Source organism: Methanospirillum sp. (genome assembly GCF_035406105.1).
GTDB lineage: Archaea > Halobacteriota > Methanomicrobia > Methanomicrobiales > Methanospirillaceae > Methanospirillum.
Genome location: NZ_DAONKG010000286.1, coordinates 1 through 2585, shown reverse-complemented (window position 1 = coordinate 2585; position 2585 = coordinate 1). Strand labels below are relative to the sequence as shown.

At 47.0% G+C, this 2585-nt stretch carries 3 protein-coding genes and 1 pseudogene; 3 read left to right on the top strand and 1 reads right to left on the bottom strand.

Annotated features, from left to right (window positions below; translation table 11 throughout):
- The 3 genes and pseudogenes from PLA23_RS12470 to PLA23_RS12460 form a co-directional block, all read left to right on the top strand.
- A pseudogene (locus tag PLA23_RS12470) lies at window positions 1-341 on the top strand (peptidase M50); the annotation flags it as partial.
- A gap of 61 nt (window positions 342-402) precedes the next feature.
- A complete protein-coding gene (locus PLA23_RS12465) occupies window positions 403-978 on the top strand; it encodes a flavodoxin family protein (RefSeq protein ID WP_324475390.1) in 576 nt (191 codons plus the stop codon).
- 56 nt (window positions 979-1034) lie between these two features.
- A complete protein-coding gene (locus tag PLA23_RS12460; RefSeq protein ID WP_324331200.1) occupies window positions 1035-1958 on the top strand; it encodes a hypothetical protein in 924 nt (307 codons plus the stop codon).
- Here PLA23_RS12460 and PLA23_RS12455 read toward each other — a convergent pair.
- Window positions 1959-2585: chemotaxis protein CheW (locus PLA23_RS12455; protein ID WP_324475389.1), on the bottom strand; the 627-nt coding region annotated here is incomplete at its 5' end. It abuts the gene before it with no gap.

Genomic DNA, 2585 nt, shown 5'->3' with positions numbered 1-2585 from the left:
CAGGGATTGTATTTGCAGCTCCGGGAGCGACCATGATATATGGGACCTATATCACACGGGAAGAGAATGGTAAAATCTCTCTCGCCGGTCCGGTGAGCAATCTTATCCTCCTGATACCATTCGCTGCACTCATATTTATCGGTCAATCAGCGGGATCTGGCCTCCTTGCCATCATTGGGCTTGTTGGTGTCAAGATCAATGCGATGATTGCCGCATTTAACCTGCTTCCCGTCGGACCTCTGGACGGGGCAAAAATTCTGGCCTGGAACCCGGTCATCTTCGCTGGTGTAGCGCTTATTGCATTTGGTATCCTCTTTGGATCCCTGAGCGGGTTTTTCTAAAACGGAGCACAATAAAATCCCAGCGTGGATTTTATCAATCTCCCCCACTCATGTATGACATATGAAAGTTGTTGCTTTTCTTGGGAGCCCCCGCCCTGATGGTAACTCTGAACATCTTGTCCGGCGGGTGTTTGACATCCTTGAGTCCAACGGCATAGAAACAGAGATGGTCCGCATCGGAGGAAAACCCCTTCATGGCTGTCTGGCCTGCATGAAATGTTATGAGACAAGAAACGGACAGTGTGCAAATCAGACCGATGACCTTAATGACTATATCGAGAAGATGCGTGAAGCTGACGGTATTATCTTTGCGTCTCCGACCTACTTTGCAGATGTCACGGCCGAAATGAAAGCACTCATTGACCGCACCGGTATGCTCAGCCGGTCAGGAGGTGATTTCCTCAGATTCAAAGTAGGAGCTGCAGTCATATCGGTCAGAAGAGGAGGGGCCATTCATGCCTTTGACACCATCAATCATCTGTTCCTCATGTGTCAGATGATAGTTCCCGGATCATCCTACTGGAACATAGGCCTTGGAAGACTCCCCGGAGAGGTTGATGCAGACGAGGAAGGAATGGAATGCATGGAAACCCTGGGAGTCAATATGACATGGCTGCTCAAGCGTATCCATGAATAAATCTTCTTCCTGACCAGCTAGAATAAGAGCTCCCAGATGTAAGGTATGTGCACGCCATGGTACTTGAAGAAGAGATTTGGTTTTCCACCGAAGAACAGGCACAGGAATGTCTGAAGATGTTCAAAAAGTTGAACATTACCGCACATCTGAAGACAAAAGTGGAACTAAAAAGCAGGATCGTGTATAAGGCTCCGTTCACTGCCCTTAAAGGGATCATCGAGGAGGAGATAGAACAGCTTCGCACTACCGGTGAAGAGGAGTTTGAGGAATACATCCAGGCATTTGAAGATACCCTTAAAGATCTCATCAATGACCGGGATCTGCTGGCGCAGACAATTGCAAGCCACGCACCTGGCGATCATATCAGCACAACCGTGTTTGATGTTATCGTCCGTAACGGGGAGATTCCGGATAATGAAGATGATATGGTTGCATTTTTCAAAGAAGCAACGATAACCCAGATAATGGGGCTTAATGACCTTCTTGACATCGATGAAGAGGGAATGATCCTGAAACAGACCATTGCACCGGATGAAGCAGTCATGTCGCTGTTTGGTGATGAACTCCCTCCATTCCGGGAAGAGGCACTCCGAAAATGGAAGATAACCCGGAGTCTTGAAGCACAGGACACCTCTGCCTACACCGTCGTAACCGGGCCTGACATCATATTTCTCGAAGATCTGAACGAACTTGATAAGTATTTTCAGGAGATAGATGAGGAGGCCGCAGATAAATTCCTCGCTAACCTTCAGGTAAAACAGGTTCTGGTCGCTGAGATTCTAAGCATGATCCAAAAGGAGGGCCGGGCATCAAAAGAGGAACTCATGTGTGAATTCATTCATAAAACCCTGCCAATCGAAGAGAATGCACTCAGTATTGGTTTTCACCTCTCACCCGGCTATCTTGAATCAGTCCTCAATGACCTGAAAAAGATGGGTATGGTGAAAGGTAAGGACTCCAGACTGAAAGTAGTGGTATAATCAGACCTTAATCTTTCCAGCATTCTTTTTCCATTCGCCGGAGAGGAGATACTGAGGATTAAAGAGAGCGGTCAGACGAAAGACGATGGAACCATCCTGGTCTCCACTGACAATGGTCCGAATCAGATCCTCAAAATCTATCCAGACCAGATCATCATCCCCTGCGGCATACGATCTTCCAATCTGATGGAGAAACGTATCCAGTGATACTTTCATAAACCCAAGCATGAAGTTATTCTGAATTTTTGCATCCGATCGGTCAAGATGAGATACAACCTGATCTGGTACTTCCATAATGCCATATACCTCATCAACCAGCATGCCAAACCGGGTACTGTGAGCATCTTCAGGTACAAAAATGATTATCTTCTTCTTTGGCTGTTCCCTCCCGAGCGGAATGATCCGCCGGATATCAATGATCTTGACGACATCAGATCTGATATTGATGATTCCCGGAATAAAATCAGGTGCACCAGGAAGGGGGTTTTTCGGTTGATCCGGAACAATCTCACGGATATAGGATACCTGAGCCCCATACAGACCATCACCCAGGGCAAAAAGTAACAACCGGTGAATAATATCCTTTTCCATCGTCATCCTCTCACAACCCCTGACCTGACCGGGATT